Origin of the sequence: Hyphomonas chukchiensis (assembly GCF_000682695.1) — a bacterium.
In the GTDB taxonomy this organism is placed as follows: Bacteria; Pseudomonadota; Alphaproteobacteria; order Caulobacterales; family Hyphomonadaceae; genus Hyphomonas; species Hyphomonas chukchiensis.
The window spans coordinates 1-16842 of the sequence record NZ_AWFG01000038.1 but is presented as its reverse complement, the minus strand read 5'-3'; the positions used below and the strand labels follow the sequence as shown (position 1 = coordinate 16842).

Genomic DNA, 16842 nt, shown 5'->3' with positions numbered 1-16842 from the left:
TCCAGTTTGTTGGGAGCAGAGCAACTCTGAAAGCCGTTATGCCAAAGGAGTAGTGATATGTTCCCATTCAAAATGCGCTTTATTGTATCAGCGGGCATTGCCCTGATTTTTAGCTCATCTGTCATGGCGCAGGAGATCGCCGTTTTCGGCCCGCCTACAGTTGCCTACGAGGGACAGCGTACGCTTGTCACGTCTGATGCCAGCGTCGTTCAGATCGTGCACTCCAAGCCGGGCAAAAGCAGGTCTGAGACCATGCTTGATGGCCAGACCGTAATCCAGATATGGCGCGATGACCTTGAGAAGCTTTGGTCAATCTCTCCGGATCAGGGCGTCGCCATGGAGGTATCTTATGGAACTGATCAGGCCAGGTCACCTCTCGATGGCTTCGATGAGCAGACCAGCATTCTGGAGAAACGTTATATAGGCAAAGAGACAGTGAACGGTGTAATGACGGATCATCACTATATACGCTCGACGGTATCGGGCGGCGGCGTGACGAGCGGGGACGTCTGGACGACGCCCGACAACATTCTCGTTCGCATGCGGATGACACAGATGTCTCCGGGAGATCCGGCGCAGCAAATAAGCTATGATCTGACAGGGTTGAGATTGACCTATCAACCAGACGAGCTTTTCGAAATTCCAGCCGGGTATCAAGTCGTTTCCATGGGAGCGAATGCCATGCCGACTGTATTTGGCGGTGTTGGCGACTATGCAGGAGATGTTGCGAAGGATGCATCTCAGGAGGCCAAAAACGAGGCTGACCGCCAGGTGCGCAACAAGGTCAGAAGTGAAACGGCTAAAGCCGTACGCAAGATATTGCCATGGTAGTCTGTAGACTGGATGTTCCGTTCGGCATGCAGCGTTTCAAGAACCGAACTCGCGATTGAAGGGAATCACGTTGCGCTGCATTGCAGGAGATGGATAATTTCCATGACTTGGCTTTGGCCGGGCCGCTGATGGGGAAGGGACCATGCGTCCTGAAGAGCGTGAATCGTCATGGGATTATATCCGCGCAACCTTGATGTTGCTCGGGATTCCCTTCCACGCCGCTCACCCAGTGTCGTATGAAGGCTGGTCGGTCCGGTCCGATTCGCACGCAATCATCTTTGATGCGCTTATCACGCTTATCCATCAATTCCGGATGGAGGGTTTCTATATTGTGGCGGGTTATTTTGCGGCGATGTTATTGTCCCGCAAGCCGCCGGGGGTGTGGTTCAAGACACGGCTCGTGCGACTGGGTTTGCCTTTGATAACCTGCATGATCTTGCTGAACCCATTCCAGATGCTTGCAAGTGCTATCTTCGAAGCCACTCAAAATGGCTGGGGGTGGGACGTCGTGCTCCCCAACACGATACGATACCTCTCCGTGTTCGACTTTCGATGGATCCGGCACCTCTGGTTCCTGATTGCATTGCTCGAATTCAGTTTTCTGCTTTTAGTCCTGCACAGTTCTGGGTGGATGACTGTGATCCAGGCGCGCATGGACAGGCTTTTGCAAGGCCGAACCATGAAGCCACGAATTGTGCTCATGGCCCTCTATTCCGCTTCCGCCTTGGCAGCGATATGCGCAGAGATCATCCTGCGGCCATATGAGACCTATCCCCATATTGTGCAGCGGGCGCTGGCCCTGACTGTGGTTACAGAGTTCATCAGGTTTCTGCCCTGGTTCATGATCGGCTACGTCTTCTTCAGGCATCGAAATGCGTTGGATGCTTTCCGGCAGGTCGGGAAAGTCAGTCTGGCGATACTTGTGCTACTGGCTGGCGCCTTCGTGGCAATCGAACTCGCGAAGATCACTGGGCATCTCGGGAAAGGCTATCTGACCAATTTCTCGGAACTCGTGATTGGTCCGGCCGTGTCGGTACTGCTCTGCGCCTTTATCTATAAGGGCTTCGGGAAATTGCACAGGCACGGGCGCGTGGTGCAATATTTCGTCGATGCGTCTTTTACGATCTACCTTTTCCACCAGCCCGTCATCATGATGGCTTACGTCCTGTTCATGCAGGACATGACAAACCCTTACCTGATTTTCATACTGCTCTGCGCGTCGGCCATAGCCGTATCAATGCTGGCGGACCTGTTGATCCGCCAGTCCATAGTAGCGTCTTACATGTTCAACGGGAAGCGTCCGGTGCGAGTGCTTGCACAGGAAGTACAGGTTGCACGTCCGCTGTAGAAGGAGCAACCGGCTGGGGCGTTCTGCGCTTGACCTGAGGCGTATAGAGCAATTTCCACAAAGCCTTGGGCAGGTGAGGTTCAATCGCATTCGTGGACGATTTCAGGGCTGCTTTGAGGTATTTGCCAACAAAGGGTTCTCCCCAGGCAGAGATGACTACGGCAATCGGGACGATTACGATCATGGCCGTCAATATCGCGAGGTCAATTCGCATGCCATGCGCTGCACATTTTGCGATGATCACCCAACCCACAAACATATGCAGCAGGTAAAGCGGATAGGTCATCATGCCGCCCAGCTGGAGTGCCTTGTCGGCCCGCTTGGGCATTGGCACGTAAACGAAGGCGCCAATAACGATGACCATGAACAATGTGGCGCCGATGGCTTCAGGCCAGTACAGGATGAAATCGTCGCCGTTGATATGCCTGATACCTGCTTCGCGCATCATGCTCATTTGGGCGACGATCAACGATGGGATCATCACAATCAGCGCCTGCATCCGGTAACGGGGCACGGACGTAATGAAGTGAAGCATGATCCCCATTGCGAAACAGCCTGACGCGCGGCTCACGGTAAGCGTTTGCAAAGCGACGTTGTCTATGACCAGCGCGAAGAAGGAAGCGGCCATCCAAACGGCCGTGGCGATCAAGAGAGCGCGCTCGCTCTTGAAGAAGATCATGTAGAAGCCGGCGAGGAAATAGAACCGGAATTCATAGGTCAGCGACCAGTAGGGCCAGTCGATACCCCACGTATCATTGACCAAGAGCGGCAAGACCGTCACTGATGCCAGCCAATGCTGCCAGTCGGCCCTTACGCCCCATTTCGTGTCGGCGAGAATGACCGCGACTGCGAATGTAATTGTCGCGCAGAATAGGAGCGCGGGTGTGATGCGGACAATGCGGGCAATCATGTAATTTACATATGACCGATCCTTGACCGACTTTGCGATCAGGAGGCCACTAAGCACGAAGAACATCTCAACAGCGAAGCGGATAAAGTTATAAACTCTCGGGCCCGGGTCACCTTCAAAAACGCCATTATCGACGGCGCCGACCCGGTAGTGACCAAACACGATCAGAAGCGCAAAAATGATCCGCAGAAAATCGAGGCCGTGCATGCGGTTGTCTGCGGGAACTTTGCGGACCTTTTTTACCGCTCCACTTGCCATCAAGCTTTTTGATTGATTTTCCATGGTAGTCCCCAAACTGTACTGAACACATGCCGATACTTCTGATCAGCATATAAACATCAAGACTCCATGAGAGTCCGCTATCTCGAATTCTGTCATTGTCCCGAAAGTATTCATACTTAGTGCGCGCGGGATTACAACTATATGGTTATGGGCATTGGCCTGAATTGGCTTGTCCGCCATAGAATTAAGCAAGCGTTGTGCCAGCCAGGATGGTCGATTCCGATACAGTTCAATGTCGCGTGCTTAACGGGCTGTCGGACTTCTATTCAGCGCTGGTGGAACGCGCTTTCAGGCGTTGAGTGAGCATATTACGAAGCGGAACGTCATAGGTAGTATGCACCAAGGCTGCAGCGATTGTGGCAAGGACAGCAACGATTAATGTCATGGTCAAACCCGATACCTGATCCTCGCCAAAGAGGTGGTTGGTCACCAGACCCATGGCGATGAGGATTGGAATGTGCAGCATATAAATCCCGTAGGAGAGGTTTCCCAGAACCGTGCAAAGACGCGCGAGTGACCCCGAAACTGTCGCATTCGCGGCAAGGGCCACGATAAGCGGAATGAATACAAGCTGCATCGAGAGATCCCACGCCATCCTGAACATATTGTGGGTCAGTGCCGAGCCCATGGCGACGACGAACAGAAGGGCAAAGGCGATCGCTGCTGGCAAATGCCACCGATAGCCCTTGCGCCAGAAGTCATAGATCAGCACGCCGGCAAAAAACTCATAGACAAGGCGTGCTGCGCCGCCAGGGAAGGTTTCGTACTTCCAGCCCATATCAAAGGTACCAGACTGCACCGTGAAATAAGCCAGAGCCAATGCGGCGATGGGTAGGAAAATCAGCAGCGATTGTCGCCGTCGAAGGAATGCGAAACTCGCCAAGAGCAAGTTTGCAACGAGTTCAAAGAATAACGACCATGCCGGGCCGTCGAACGGGAAGGGGGCGCTGGCTGTCCAGTCGAAAAAGGGCGGACAGGGTAGGAAAGCGATACCGAAGAAAGACACAATCGCGAATTCGCTAAGCGGGACGTGCATCCAGCCTTTCAGCACTTGCGCCGCGATGAGCATGGCCCCGAGTGTGGAGCCAAGGATGTAGAGCGGATAAAGGCGTATCAGGCGGCGTGTCATGAACGCACGGACCGACATGGATGAAGACAGCCGGTCGCCATAGGCGTGCGCGAGCACAAAGCCGCTCAGCACAAAAAAGAAATCGACAGCCAGCGCACGTGACGGAGCGATATTCCATATGACGGAAGGGATGTGGTCGGATATCACCAATAGTGCGGCCGCACCTCTAAGGCCATCCAGCACAATGAACCTGTGAGCACTTTCAGACATCAGCCAGGTTACTCCACACCCCTACATGGGTATCTATCGGCGCCGAACGCATTTGGGTAGGCCGCAGTGTTCAGTTTCATCTGACTCGCCCGAGAGTCGTGGGTATATTGAAATTAGCCGAAGCCTGATAGGTCACAGATTGATGGTGTGTAAGCGGGGCGGGATTTTAAAGTGATGAAGTTCAATCAGCTACGACATGCGGTTGGCGATGAAGGGATATTGCGCTCACGCAACGTCCGCACGATCATCCTGATCGGCGGCGCGTTCATGCTTCTCGAACTCTGCTCGCTGATCTGGATATCAGTGTTCGATTGGTGGTCGATCGAGCCTTTGGCACGCCGAGGGTTGGGTTTTCCACTCGCCGCCCTGGGATACGGCGTGATTTTCTGGGCGATTTGCGCTTTTTTCTGCATTTATTTCCTGAAACTGGAGCGCGTGGGTCGACGTTTATTCTTGCTTTTTGGGTCGCTGTTTCTCGCGGCGCTCCTTTTGGGATGGCCGGGGTTTTACATGAGCGATTCATTCGCCGCAGTAGAGCAGGGGCGCCATTTCCCTATCGATACATGGTTGGGGCCTTATACAGCCATCATCACGCAATCGGTTTTGCAGCACATTCCTTTTCTTGGAGCACTGGCATTTTTCCAAGTGAGTTTCTACGCCCTTGGGCTGGCTTACGCAGGCCAGGTGTTGATGCGTGGCAGAGGCGGCCGGGTTGGCGCCGTGGTTCTGGTCGTGCTCGTTTTGATCAACGTGCCGTCCGTCTTTACGGCGCTCCTCGTGACGAGGGACAGCTGGTTTGCGATCCTGTCTGTGTTTCTCGTAACTGAATGTATAGTGTTCATGAGGGAGCGCGAGTGGCGCAGATCGGGCGTACTTTTACGTCTGGTTGTACTGGGGATGCTCGCTTATTTGCTGCGATCTGACGGACTGATTTATCTAGCCGTTATCGTCTTCGGCATTGGGTTCCGGCTACTCGTTGAGGCGCTTCGAGCGCATGCATCGGCTCGTAACATCGCGCTTGACGGACTCGCAGTCGGCGCGCGCGTTCTGTCGCCAGTGCTCGGGATATTTCTGGTAGCCAACATACTCACCGTGGTCTTCTTGCCGAGCTATTTCTCGGCAGCAGAATACAGGATCACAATGTGGCTCAATCCAGTTGGCTACATCATCAATCATGCAGAGCAGCCTCTGTCTGATGCCGATCTGGAGCCGATAGGGGCTGTCATTCCGATTTCACTCATCAGGGATGTCGGCGACGATACGGGCGTAAATGCGTTTTGGGAGGCTAAGGAAACAGGACAGCTGAATCCGCCAATGACACCGAATGGAACAAGCCGCGTCAGCTCTGCCGCCCTTGATCTAATCCAGTCCCATCCTGGCTTATGGCTTGAGAACCGGGTGGCCGTCTTCAAAGCCGCGAACTTCGGGCGCACAGAGGGCGACCAGGTTTATCCGCGGCAGGCATTTGCGAACTCAGTCTACTCGCAAAACGAAATCGCGAGATGGGCGAGACCAGTTCGCTATGAAGGCATCTGGCCGGATGGCCGCCGAGCCGTGGAGCAATTCATGCTTGCTTCAACGCAGCATTCTCTGCTGCGATTGCAATGGGCTTTCTGGCCGGAAATTCTGCTTTGCCTCGGCATCATGCTCGTTTGCTGGAGACATGCAGGATTGGGTTTCGCAGGGGCTGTGCTTCTTTCGCGTGTACCTGTTCTTTTCGTTTTTGCCCCGGAAGGCCAGTATAAATATTATGCGGCCATAGACATGGCGGCACCCATCTTGCTGGCAGCTGCCATCCCGCTCGTGATTGCGATGCTGAAGAAGCCTGGGAGATCACATCAGGCATCGTCAACGTGATCGTGTCCGAGCGAACTCACGGCGAAGGCTGACCTGATGAATATTAAGCACATCATGACATTCATAGTGCTGTCAGGCATCGGCTGGCTCATGGACTTTGCCGCTTTTGGCATGCTGGTAAGTTTTGTCCATCTGGCGCCATTCTTTGCCAATTATATTTCATCCGTCTGTGGGGCTGCTTTCGCGTTTTTTGCGTTTTCAGTGATCTCGACCAAGGGCCTTTATCGCCCCCGTGGGCGTGAGTTGGCGATTTATGTCGGCTATCAGGTTGCCTCGATTACCGTATTCTCACTCGCCATAGAATTCCTGTCTCGCCTGCTTGGGCAGTACGATTTTATGGTCTTTGGTCTGGTTGTTGCACCACTTCTAGCAAAAGTGGTGGTTACGCCTTTCACGTTGTTAACCAACTATGTGGTTAGCAGGTTGCTGATTGGGGTGTTTTCTGTCGCGAGCACAGCTGAGCCGGCAAAATAGGTTATGGGACCATGGCGTTGAAGGTAGATACAAATGAGCGCCCGCGTACGATGGTATTCATACCGGCGTATCGATGTGAGACACAAATTCCACGCGTTCTGAACCAACTCAAGAATGATCGTTTCGCCGGTTTGATCGATCTCGTCATGGTCGTTGACAATATTTCGCCCGATGGGACACGCGAACGCGCGCGCGACGCGGCCAGTGAACTCGATATTCCATGGCGAGTATGGCGCAATGAGAACAATTATGGCTTGGGCGGTTCCCACAAGGCGGCATTCACTTACGCCAAGGCAAATGGTTTTGATTATCTCATCGTGCTTCATGGTGACGATCAGGCAGACATTCGGGATCTTCTTCCCGCGCTGGAATCTGGGCAAGCGTATCAACCCGATTGCTATCTGGGCAGCCGCTTTTCAGAAGGGTCCCACTTACATGGCTATTCCCGCTTTCGGGAATTCGGAAATCGCATTTATAATCTACTCTTCTCGATTGCTTGCGGGGCAAAGGTCGAAGATCTGGGCTCTGGCTTGAATATGTATCGGCTGAGCAAAATAGACCTCAAGTCGATCTCAACATTTCCAGATAACCTGACATTCAACTATGTGATGCTGATGCACAGCCTTTATCTGGGCGACAATGTGAAATTCTTTCCGATGACCTGGCGGGAAGAAGACCAAGCATCGAATGTGCGTCTCTTCCGGCAGGCCGTGAAAGTTCTGTCCCTTCTTGCAAGCCGCATGTTCACGCCAAAGACCTTCTTCAAGCGAGACCATAGGGAAAAGCCGTTCGACGCTTATGCGGGGGAGGTTGTGTACGCCTCCGCTGATGTGGCAGCAGGCGCGTAACGGAAGCGGACTTATGCAGGATGTGGTTCAGGATGCCGGATTTGGAATGCACCAGCTGCTTGCTGCCGGTGCGATCTATCTTGCGGCGAATGTACTACGCATTTTGCGCATCGCCATTCTTTGTATGCAGGACAGGACTACGATGCGGCGCCTGATCAGCGTGCATATGCTACTGCTTTGGCCCAACTCGGTCTTACCTTTCAAAGTTCTCGAGCTGGTCCGCTTGGCGGGTTTTGTTGGCTTTGCAAAGTCACATGTGGAGGGGGGCGCCATATGGCTGATTGAGCGAGCCAGCGATGCGATTGCCTTGCTGCTCCTAACCGCCTGGCTGAGCTTTCTCGTGGTGCCACCTGAGCAGCTCCGCCTTTTGCAACTACTCCTGATCGTCTTTCTATTCTTTGCCGTTTCAAGTGCCTTCGCCGTCAAGACCATCTTGCCGTATTTTTACGACGACCTGCTGTTGCGCAGCCGTAGCAAGCATGGACTGGCCGGCTTCTGGATTGTTTGCCGCTTTCAGGAATATGCCAGGATTGTTGAGGCTCTGTTGAAAGGCCGCGCACTGGCAGTGCTATTGCTCGCGATATTCATTTGGGGCCTGGAGCTCTTCGCCATTTCCATCGTGTTTGGCGGCTCAAACATCGAAAGTGTTGTATCGCGGCTGATTGAAAGCCTTTCGCAATCGGATGCGCGGATACGGGAATTCCAGGAACCCATCCAGATATTCCTGCTCGTGCTGGTGATAGCAGGCATTAGTCTCTTCTCAATCAGAAGGTTGCGCTCCAATGCAGACTGACAACTCCAAGAACACTCTGATCATCTATGATGATCGTGCGCCTGTTACCGAGCAAATTGCGCGATATGTAGGGCAGAGAAGCTATGGCGACATCTGGTTTCGCAATCAGTCGCTGTACGATAGCGTTGTGGGAATGCTGCCTGAATGGGCAGCTCATAGGATTATCAGGGTTACGTCCAATACTGTTCTCGGTTTGCCTTATACCGCACTGCCGCAGCTCTCTGATGCGGAGACCGTGATTGTTCTGGCGGCCTCAGGGGCTCCTGCGGATGCGGCGGCCCTGAAAGCGGTCATTGAGCGGGTCGTGCTTGCGAGAGACAATGTAATTGATCGGCCGCGCGAGCCACTTTTCCGATACTTCAAATCCGTCGCCGAATTTATTGACACGTGGGAGGCGTTCAAAACTACCCCGCTACATACACTGCGGGAGCCCATAGCCGACGCCAAAGTACTGGCGTCACCGGGGCCGCTTGAAGACATTTCGGAGTCTGCAAATTTTCTGGATTTCATGGCCGGAGCGACCACGCCTCGCGGCTTCAATCGCATGCGTGCTGCGGATATCATCTATACCAAGCAGTCTGAGGACAAGGCAAAGATACGGGCAGAGCACGACTATTACCGCCTGCTGCCAGAAGAGATGAAGCACTGGTTTGTTGGCGCCTTTGGCTATGAAGAGAAAAACGGGATAGCTGAATACAAGATGCCGCGTCGGTATATGGCGGATGCAGCGATCCAGTGGATCCACAGCGCCTGGTCAGAGCGGGATTTCAAACTGTTCCTGGAACGCATTCTGTATTTTCTCGAAAACCGTCCTGAGAAGAAGGTGAGTTCGGAGGAAGTAGAAAAGGTCGCGCGGGACTTATTCGAGCACAAAGTGCGACGCCGTCAGGCAGAACTCATGGACAGTCCGATCGGTGCCTCGGTATCGCGTTTTGTATCAAGGGCGACTGGCGAGAGCCGCCTGCAAGGCGTGTTCGACAAGTATTTCCGGCTGATGGAGCGCAACTGGCCCGCAATAAAAGGTGACAATAAGCTTGTGATCGGCCACGGGGATCCATGTCTTTCGAATATTCTCTATGACAAATCAAACCTTCTGCTCCAGCTCATCGACCCAAAGGGCGCGCTGACCGAGGCGGAACTCTGGACCCATCCGCTTTATGATTACTGCAAGCTGTCGCACTCGATCTTGGGTGACTATGATCTGATTAACAACAAGAAGTTCACGGTTTTGCTTGACCCCTCGGCAAATGTTGAACTTAGGGTGTTCGGCCCGCAAAATGCTGTATTCAAACAGATATTCCGATCTGCGCTGAAGCCCTCAATATCCTATAAGGCTTTGCGGTTGGGGGAGGCATCCTTGTTCCTGTCCATGATGCCGCTTCACGTTGATCATGCGGATAAGGTTGCCGCTTTTCTGCTGCGGGCCGAGTCAATCCTCTCTGAAATCGAGAGCCATGGAGGCGGCGCATGAGCCAGTCCGAACGTTCACTTATTGTCGATATCGACGGCACGCTTTGTCCGATAAAGGCGAGTGGGGACACATATGAAAGTCTCGTCCCTTATTCAGATATCATTGAATCGTTGCGGGAGTATCAGGCTGAAGGCTTCAGGATCGTTCTGTATACTGCAAGAAATATGCGCACACATGACGGCAATCTGGGGCTTATCAACAAATTTACAGCACCAGTCTTGTTGAAGTGGCTCGATCATTGGCAGGTACCATATGATGAGATCCTGTTCGGCAAACCCTGGCCGGGTTCAGATGGATTTTATCTGGATGACCGCTCTGTTAGGCCGGGCGAATTCCTGACCCATGACCACCAGGGTCTGCTCGACATCATCGAGAGAGATCGCCAGCAAGCTAAGGCTCTGCGTGAAGGGCAGGGTGAAGACCTGAACATTGTGATAACGATGGCCGGGCTTGGCTCGCGTTTCAAGAAGGCCGGCTACACGGTCGAGAAATACGAGATTGAGGTGCACGAGAAGACACTATTTGAGTGGTCCCTTAAATCGCTCGAGGGCTTCATGTCGCCCCGCAGTCGCGTTATATTTGTGACGCTGCAGGCGACTGAAAGCGGTCCTTTTATTGAGAGAATGTGCAGCCATTTGGGCATCAAGAAATGGAGGATTGTCGAACTTCCGTCCCTGACGGATGGGCAGGCGACGTCCGCCATGGCCGCTGAACCGCACTGGAATCCAGATGCGCCGCTCTTAGTCTACAATATCGATACTTTCGTTCAGCCTGAGGCTCTGGTGCCGGCCTCTATTCCTGCCGGAGCTGATGGGTGGATCCCGTGCTTCCGCGCCGACGGGGATCATTGGAGCTTTGTCGATGTCGGCGAGGATGGACGTGCGACAGACGTCGCTGAAAAGCGCCGAATTAGCGAGAATGCAACAATTGGGCTCTATTGGTTCAAAAGCGCCATGCTTTACGCGCAATATTATGGAACACATTTTGCGGCGCCTGACGGCGAGGAAGCTGGGGAGAAGTATATCGCTCCAATGTATCGCTCAATGATCGCAGACGGTCTTGGCATATATATTTCTGACGTCCCGACCTCCTCTGTACATTGCTTGGGCACACCAGATGAGGTGGATCAGTTCAAACATTCGAAGATAAGCTGAACTTACGATTGATTTGGCGGTTTTGGGAGCCATGAATCTGGAACAATTCTCGAGAAATGTAGGTATTTGAGGTATATTTGAGCTGGAGTCCCGGGTGTTATAACGGCTCGTTTTAGCCGATATTTTGATAATCAAGGTTGATTTACCCGGTAGCCGCTTGGCATGTAAGTTGCTACTCACCCACCAGATATAATATGAGGCCTCCCGTGGGGACGCGGGGCTAAAAGCAGTGGGATTGCCTTCTTGAAAACGGCTCTGAAACAAGCGTTGAAGTCAGCTGGTGTGACCAGGCTGGCTGTTGCATCTTCGCGTATGTGCTGTGAGCGACACCTGATCGCGGCGCTGGGCCGTGCGCGCCGTCGATATATCGGTCGAATCCTCTGCTACCATTCCATCGGGCAATCTCAATGGGGCGTCAATGATGTGACGCCTGCGCAATTTCGCCGACAGATTGAGCTTGCGCTGGGTGCGGGCTTCAATTTCGTTCCGGCAAGCCAGATCGTTGAAACAGGCGGCGGCCCGAAAGATCTTGCCATTACCTTCGATGACGGCCTTCGCAGCGTTTTGACCAACGCAGCGCCGATCATGAAGGAGTACAACCTGCCATGGACAATTTTCCCTGTGTCCGAATGGTCCGACGGGCGGCATTGGACAGATGACAATGTTATTCTCACCTGGGATGAGATTGAGACGCTCCTGGCCATGGGAGCCGAAATGGGTAGCCATTCCGCGACCCATTCGGACTTCGGCCAGATGGGTCATGATCAGATCGTCGACGAGCTGGCCGGCTCGCGAGACATGTTCGAACGTCGTATCGGTATTAAGCCAGAGACGTTTGCCATTCCCTTTGGGCAATCCGCCAACTGGACACCTGAGGCCGGAGAGATCGCAAAAGCGGCGGGATACAAGATCATCTTCGCCCAAGCCGAAGACACCCGACCTGAAAACACCATCCCGCGCACTTTTGTCACGAAATTTGACGGTGACTTCATCTTCAATGCGTTATTGAAGGGCAAGTTTGATCGTTGGGAAGAGTGGGTTTGATGCAGTTGCCGCGCGTTGTTTCAGTCATCGTTGGCACTCGGAACCGGCCTGATACGCTCAGAGACGCTCTGGCAAGTATTCGCGCCATCGAGGGGCCTGACCTGACGTTCGAAATTCTCGTCGGAGACAACGGTACTACGCCGGAGACTGAACGCGTGGTGGCCGAGTTTGGCGGCATTTATGCCAAGACAGATGTCTACGGATGCCCTGCGGCAAGAAATGTCGCGATGCACAAAATGTCAGGCGAGTTCGTTGCGTTCCTGGATGATGACGATGTCTGGACGCGCGACAATATCAGGCCGCAGATCGCGCTTCTGGATGCCAATCCGGATTTTGCAGCAGCCTTCGGCCAAATTCTCATTACGAATCAATCCCTCGAGCCGATCGAGCCCGCGTGGCCAACCGAATGGCCCGAAGACAACAATATCTATCTCAAAATGCTGAGCGGATATTTCCCGCAAGTCGGCGCGACAGTTGTGCGCGGCGACATTGCGAGGGAATGTGGTTTGATGGATGAATCCCTCATTGGTGACTCTGATTGGGATTGGCAATTGAGGTTTGTGCGGGATCATCAAGTCGGCTTTGTTCCCGTGGTCGCCGTCAAATGTCGCGCTCGTCCGCCCGGATCGTTTGATGTTCTGCAGGCAAAGCGGGCCAAGTACACGCGCAAGATATTTTTTCGACATGCCCGGGAAACCCTTACCCGATGGTCATCTCCCGTCGCAGTGGCTAAATCCTACTACAGGTCCATTGAGGGCTATTATTACTATTTTACAGACGCCGCGATTGATCGTTCTGAGAACTCGGATCGCCCGTCGGCCCGTGCGGCCTTCTGGTGCGCCTTCAAGCTGCATCCCTTTCGTCTGATTTCTTCAATTATCCGGCCCTCAGCGTTGCGGCGGGCTTTTCGTCTGACATTCATGCCTTGGGCGGGTCATGGGGCGCTCAAGCAGGACAAGTCCGGTGCATGATATGACATCTCAGGCGAATAGGGTCGTCGACGTGGCGATGGGGTTTGATGGGCGCTACGCGGCTCATGCTGCCACAGTTATATCTTCTATCGTCCAGGCCGCTCCTGGAGCGAAATTCAGGTTCATCCTTCTGTATGCTGATGTCCCCGAGTCGGCGAAGAAGAAATGCGAGTCCGTGGCCCCACATTGTGAGTTTGTCTGGCGCGAAGTGAGCGACGCCGACCTGCCACCATTTGCTGACAGAGAGCATTTCTCGCGAGCAACACTGTTTCGTCTGGGCTTGGAATCGCTCGCCCCTTCCGATTGCCATCGCGTTCTGTTCCTCGATTCTGACATCATTGTGGTTGATGACCTGCGCAAGCTCTGGGCTGTCGACATTTCACCTAATCCAATTGGCGCTGTTACGGACTGCTACGTGGATCCGGTGGCATTTGCAGAGAAATGGGGTTTGGAGAACGACAAGCCTCCGAAATATTTCAACGCTGGCATACTCGTCATTGATCTCGACAAGGTGCGCGAAGAGAAGCTTTTCTCCAAGGCTGCAGCCTTCGTTGCGAAGCATGACAGAGATCTGCCTTTTAACGATCAGGATGCGCTGAATTGGTCCATCTGGATGCGCTGGACCCTGCTTGATGTCTCGTGGAACGTGATGCGCCATATGGTTATCCATTCGCTCGAGAAAGAGATTCCGCTTGAGCAAAGACTGCGCGGTCGAGCCCCGTCGATCGTGCATTATACCGGCCCCGAAAAACCTTGGATCAAGGGTGCCTACCACCCCTGGGCCTGGCTCTATTGGAAAAACGTCACGCGGACTCCCTTCCTTAAGGAAGTCGAGCAGGCGCAGGGTGTCGGTGTAAAAGAGCGAATCCGACTCTGGCTCAGATGGCTGGTATTCATGCCTCCTGCACCTACGCGGTAGTAGGGGTATAAAGGCATTGGGGTAAAAGCTGGTGTTAGAATTTCAAGAAGTGGCGCCTGCAGTGAACGACCGGATAGATGTGACGATGGGGTTTGATGGTGCGTATGCCCCGCATGCCGCTGCGGTCATTGCAGCGGTGTCACGACATGCAGATAATGCTCCGTTCCGCTTCATCATTCTCTATGAAAATGTCTCAAAAGAGGTTCAGGAGCGTATCGAAAAGACTGCGCCCGGCAGTACGTTTATCTGGCGTGAGGTTGGAGATGAGGACGTCCCAGCCTTCGTGTCGCGGCGTCACCTGACGCGCGCTACGCTATATCGCCTTGGGCTGGAGCATCTTGCGCCGTCGGATTGCGAAAGGCTTATCTACCTTGACGCCGATATAACCGTGCTCGGCGATCTGCGAGACTTATGGTCGATGAATTTGAATGGTGCTGCCATCGGTGCAATATCAGATGGATATCTGAATACGGAGCACTTTGACGGGAAGCGTTTTCATCAAACATGGAGCCTGCCCGAGAGTGAGTATTTCAATGCCGGGATCCTGCTAATTGATTTGAAGAAAGTGCGGCAGGGCGCGCTCTTCACAAAGGCCATGCGATTTGCTGCGGAGCATGATGAGGACCTGCCGTATAATGATCAGGATGCTCTAAACTGGACATTTTGGCAGTCATGGGCGCCCCTGCCTGTCGTCTGGAATGTTCAAGCTTCGCATCTTCAGGACTGGGCGGTGGCTGTGCAGCCCGAGCACCGGCGTCTTGGGAGTGCGTATCCGGCTGTCGTTCACTTCACGGGGCCGGAAAAGCCCTGGATCAAGGATGGTTATCATCCTTGGTCGTGGGTCTACTGGGAGAGTTTAAAACACACCGACTTCCTGCGGGAAGTTTCTGCAAAGCAGGGCTTCGGCTTTATTGATAGGGCGCGTTTACGTGCGCGCTGGATGCGCAAAAAGCCCCGTCGTGTGACAAAACCAAGTGGGCCTGTTTCGAACAATGAGCGCGGTGGGAGCAAAAAGTGAGTGGCCCCGATACTTCACTAGGACAAAAGCTGGAAGTGGGGGCGGTCCACGATGCGGCACCGCGCTTATCACTTGTGATTTGCACCCGAAACCGTTCAGCCCAATTGGCCCGCTGTCTTGAGGTGGTTCGTAAACTTCGGTCGCAAAGTGCTTGGGAGATCGTGCTAGTCGACAATGGGTCGACTGACGATACGGCGAAAGTCATCGAGGCGCAGAAGGAATCTATGCCGGTTCCAGTGAAGAGCATTCAGGAGATGGTGCCAGGACTTGGGCGCGCGCGTAACGCAGGTATCAAGGCCGCGAGCGGTGACATCATCGTTTTCACCGATGATGATTGTTATCCCAACGAAGACTGGCTTGTAGAGATCGACAAGGCCTTCATGGACCCGGGGCTGGGGTTCCTGACGGGCAAGGTCATCCTGCATGATCCAGACGACTATCCCATCTCAGTGAACTTGCTTGAGGATGCACGCGATGTTCCGGCCGGAACATATGTTTCGCCGTACATACTCATGGGCGCAAATCTCGCCTTTCGTCGCGAAGCCCTGGAAAAAATCGGAGGCTTCGATAGCAACCTGGGGGCTGGCACCCGGTACCCAGTCGAAGATGTCGACGCGGCAGCGAGAGTAGTGATGGCTGGATGGAGCGGAGCGTATCGCCCGAATATCGTTGTCAGGCATCACCATGGCCGCAAGGAGGTGGACGTCGCCGCGCTCTGCAGAGGGTATGACTACGCGCGCGGGGCCTATCACATGAAGCTATTGCTGCGGGGGAAGCCATGGTTCTTCGCGCGCGGGATCATCTCTCTGCGGTGGCGTTTCTCAATGAGCTCACTTCTCTGGGAGACGCGCGGCGGTACAGCCTATCTATTGGACAGGATCTTGGGACGGCTCTCGCCGCCAAACTGAACGTATATATGTGTCAGGCCTTGCGTTCAGGCCACCAGCCGATCTGTTGGCCAGGACTGAACCATTGATGGGCCTCGGGTGCTCCAGTTTGATCGCCGCCTATTTCGCCAGTTTCCTTCGGGCCGTTATCGAAACTTGGGCGAATAGTTTGAAGAACGATCTTGACGATCGGCTTCCAATTCTTGGGACGCAAGAAGAACCAGCGATCAAACTTGAGCGCGAATCTCAAGGCCTGCGGAGATGCGGAACGCCTTGGTTCTGAACGTTTCTGACTTGCGATCATCAGAGCTTCATCTACCAGCCTTCTCTTGGCATCTATGACCCATATACGTAGATCCGGCACGCTCTCGCCTGCTTCAGAGAGAAGCTTTCGTAGCGTATCGATCTGTTCCTTGCGGTCGCTCAACTCTTGGCCAATGAAAGCCTGGCTCATATTACTGGAGTGCCAGCGGTAATAGCCCTGCGGCGCGTTCACAATTGCTACAGAAGAGTGACTGGCAAAGCGGAGCCACATTTCCATGTCTGACGTGTGCGGAAGTGTTGGTTCGTACCCGCCAAGTCTTTGTTGAAGGTTCGTACGCACAATAGCGCAAGGCGAGGGGACGGCGTTCCCATTTTCACAGACATATCTGATGTAGTCAGCTCCATCCATTGACCTGAGCCCTTTGGCTCCCT

The 16842-nt window shown here is 53.7% G+C and carries 16 protein-coding genes; 13 read left to right on the top strand and 3 right to left on the bottom strand.

The features are described 5' to 3' along the window. Nucleotides 1–57 precede the first annotated feature (57 nt). Entirely contained in the window at nucleotides 58–831 is a 774-nt protein-coding gene (locus tag HY30_RS12405) for a hypothetical protein (RefSeq protein ID WP_034740904.1), read from the top strand. Between the two features lie 142 nt (nucleotides 832–973). Beyond that, nucleotides 974–2179, top strand: a complete 1206-nt coding sequence (locus HY30_RS12400; protein ID WP_034740901.1) for an acyltransferase family protein — start codon at nucleotides 974–976, stop codon at nucleotides 2177–2179. On the opposite strand, the gene HY30_RS12395 is transcribed toward HY30_RS12400, so the two are convergent. Further along, nucleotides 2118–3371: an acyltransferase family protein gene (locus HY30_RS12395; RefSeq protein WP_081812221.1), complete on the bottom strand. Its 1254-nt coding sequence runs from the start codon at nucleotides 3369–3371 to the stop codon at nucleotides 2118–2120. The two genes, HY30_RS12400 and HY30_RS12395, sit on opposite strands and share 62 nt — an antisense overlap. Before the next feature lie 262 nt (nucleotides 3372–3633). Next, the gene (locus HY30_RS12390; RefSeq protein WP_081812220.1) at nucleotides 3634–4710 is read right to left on the bottom strand and encodes an acyltransferase family protein; all 1077 of its coding nucleotides are present in this window, start codon (nucleotides 4708–4710) and stop codon (nucleotides 3634–3636) included. A gap of 174 nt (nucleotides 4711–4884) precedes the next feature. Here HY30_RS12390 and HY30_RS12385 point away from each other — a divergent pair, with 174 nt between their 5' ends. From HY30_RS12385 to HY30_RS12335, 11 genes are all read left to right on the top strand, one after another. Further along, complete coding sequence (locus tag HY30_RS12385) at nucleotides 4885–6567, top strand: hypothetical protein (protein ID WP_034740892.1); 1683 nt, start codon at nucleotides 4885–4887, stop codon at nucleotides 6565–6567. A gap of 36 nt (nucleotides 6568–6603) precedes the next feature. Next, complete coding sequence (locus HY30_RS12380) at nucleotides 6604–7041, top strand: GtrA family protein (protein WP_034740889.1); 438 nt, start codon at nucleotides 6604–6606, stop codon at nucleotides 7039–7041. 11 nt (nucleotides 7042–7052) lie between these two features. Continuing rightward, a complete protein-coding gene (locus tag HY30_RS12375) occupies nucleotides 7053–7889 on the top strand; it encodes a glycosyltransferase family 2 protein (RefSeq protein WP_034740886.1) in 837 nt (278 codons plus the stop codon). Nucleotides 7890–7902: 13 nt separating this feature from the next. Beyond that, nucleotides 7903–8682 carry a hypothetical protein gene (locus tag HY30_RS12370; RefSeq protein ID WP_034740881.1) on the top strand — a complete coding sequence of 260 codons (780 nt, stop codon included), beginning with the start codon at nucleotides 7903–7905 and terminating at the stop codon, nucleotides 8680–8682. Next, the gene (locus tag HY30_RS12365; protein ID WP_051615440.1) at nucleotides 8672–10153 is read left to right on the top strand and encodes a hypothetical protein; all 1482 of its coding nucleotides are present in this window, start codon (nucleotides 8672–8674) and stop codon (nucleotides 10151–10153) included. The genes HY30_RS12370 and HY30_RS12365 overlap by 11 nt, the downstream gene beginning before the upstream one ends. Beyond that, nucleotides 10150–11307 carry a hypothetical protein gene (locus HY30_RS20335; protein ID WP_206741468.1) on the top strand — a complete coding sequence of 386 codons (1158 nt, stop codon included), beginning with the start codon at nucleotides 10150–10152 and terminating at the stop codon, nucleotides 11305–11307. Before HY30_RS12365 ends, HY30_RS20335 begins: the two co-directional genes overlap by 4 nt. 243 nt (nucleotides 11308–11550) lie before the next feature. After that, nucleotides 11551–12351 carry a polysaccharide deacetylase family protein gene (locus HY30_RS12355; RefSeq protein WP_034740879.1) on the top strand — a complete coding sequence of 267 codons (801 nt, stop codon included), beginning with the start codon at nucleotides 11551–11553 and terminating at the stop codon, nucleotides 12349–12351. Further along, nucleotides 12351–13322, top strand: coding sequence for a glycosyltransferase family 2 protein (locus HY30_RS12350; RefSeq protein ID WP_051615439.1), 972 nt, complete (start codon nucleotides 12351–12353; stop codon nucleotides 13320–13322). The genes HY30_RS12355 and HY30_RS12350 overlap by 1 nt, the downstream gene beginning before the upstream one ends. Before the next feature lies 1 nt (nucleotide 13323). Next, complete coding sequence (locus HY30_RS12345; protein ID WP_034740876.1) at nucleotides 13324–14241, top strand: glycosyltransferase family 8 protein; 918 nt, start codon at nucleotides 13324–13326, stop codon at nucleotides 14239–14241. 61 nt (nucleotides 14242–14302) lie between these two features. Next, nucleotides 14303–15259 (top strand): glycosyltransferase family 8 protein, encoded by a 957-nt coding sequence (locus HY30_RS12340; RefSeq protein ID WP_155839326.1) that lies wholly within the window; start codon nucleotides 14303–14305, stop codon nucleotides 15257–15259. Further along, entirely contained in the window at nucleotides 15256–16167 is a 912-nt protein-coding gene (locus HY30_RS12335) for a glycosyltransferase family 2 protein (RefSeq protein WP_081812217.1), read from the top strand. Before HY30_RS12340 ends, HY30_RS12335 begins: the two co-directional genes overlap by 4 nt. A 13-nt stretch (nucleotides 16168–16180) precedes the next feature. Here the strand turns inward: HY30_RS12335 and HY30_RS19380 are convergent. Next, nucleotides 16181–16842, bottom strand: a 662-nt coding sequence (locus HY30_RS19380; RefSeq protein ID WP_206741467.1) for a glycosyltransferase family protein, incomplete at its 5' end; no start/stop codon positions are given.

Excerpts from the sequence above, each read along its gene's own strand:
- HY30_RS12375 (WP_034740886.1), top strand. The coding sequence starts at position 7,053 with ATGGCGTTGAAGGTAGATACAAATGAGCGCCCGCGTACGATGGTATTC.
- HY30_RS12405 (WP_034740904.1), top strand. The coding sequence starts at position 58 with ATGTTCCCATTCAAAATGCGCTTTATTGTATCAGCGGGCATTGCCCTG.
- HY30_RS12365 (WP_051615440.1), top strand. The coding sequence starts at position 8,672 with ATGCAGACTGACAACTCCAAGAACACTCTGATCATCTATGATGATCGT.
- HY30_RS12385 (WP_034740892.1), top strand. The coding sequence starts at position 4,885 with ATGAAGTTCAATCAGCTACGACATGCGGTTGGCGATGAAGGGATATTG.
- HY30_RS12345 (WP_034740876.1), top strand. The coding sequence starts at position 13,324 with ATGACATCTCAGGCGAATAGGGTCGTCGACGTGGCGATGGGGTTTGAT.
- HY30_RS12400 (WP_034740901.1), top strand. The coding sequence starts at position 974 with ATGCGTCCTGAAGAGCGTGAATCGTCATGGGATTATATCCGCGCAACC.
- HY30_RS12370 (WP_034740881.1), top strand. The coding sequence starts at position 7,903 with ATGCAGGATGTGGTTCAGGATGCCGGATTTGGAATGCACCAGCTGCTT.
- HY30_RS12350 (WP_051615439.1), top strand. The coding sequence starts at position 12,351 with ATGCAGTTGCCGCGCGTTGTTTCAGTCATCGTTGGCACTCGGAACCGG.
- HY30_RS20335 (WP_206741468.1), top strand. The coding sequence starts at position 10,150 with ATGAGCCAGTCCGAACGTTCACTTATTGTCGATATCGACGGCACGCTT.
- HY30_RS12380 (WP_034740889.1), top strand. The coding sequence starts at position 6,604 with ATGAATATTAAGCACATCATGACATTCATAGTGCTGTCAGGCATCGGC.
- HY30_RS12390 (WP_081812220.1), bottom strand. The coding sequence starts at position 4,710 with ATGTCTGAAAGTGCTCACAGGTTCATTGTGCTGGATGGCCTTAGAGGT.
- HY30_RS12395 (WP_081812221.1), bottom strand. The coding sequence starts at position 3,371 with ATGGAAAATCAATCAAAAAGCTTGATGGCAAGTGGAGCGGTAAAAAAG.